Source organism: Pseudomonas sp. AC463 (assembly GCF_979253585.1).
The window spans coordinates 1-276 of sequence record NZ_CEEDDZ010000565.1; the positions used below are offsets into that span (position 1 = coordinate 1).

Sequence of the window (276 nt, forward strand, 5' to 3'; positions counted from 1 at the left end):
TCGCAATGGCGAGCTTCACCGTGCTCGCCATTGCGAACGGTGTGTCGCCATTGATGGAAACCATCGAGCCGTCGCGAAGGTCGAGTGCTGCGATGCCGTAGCTTCCAGAGCGTCCCGCGACCAAAGTGCTGAGCTCGCGTTCAAGGCTGATGAGTTCAGGTGAGGTCGCGACAGCCGGTGCGGAGACGAGGATGCTGGCGGCGATACCGCGAGTAAGAAGCTTGCAAAGCGGGCGCGGGCGCATTGATCGTCCTTAGGCATCATTCTTGGTGGCGT

Annotated in this window: 1 protein-coding gene; it reads right to left on the minus strand. The window is 60.9% G+C overall.

What is annotated here, in order from left to right:
- The coding region (locus AC0IYH_RS31440; protein WP_471838148.1) for a hypothetical protein at positions 1-244 on the minus strand (244 nt) is incomplete at its 3' end.
- Positions 245-276 lie beyond the last annotated feature (32 nt).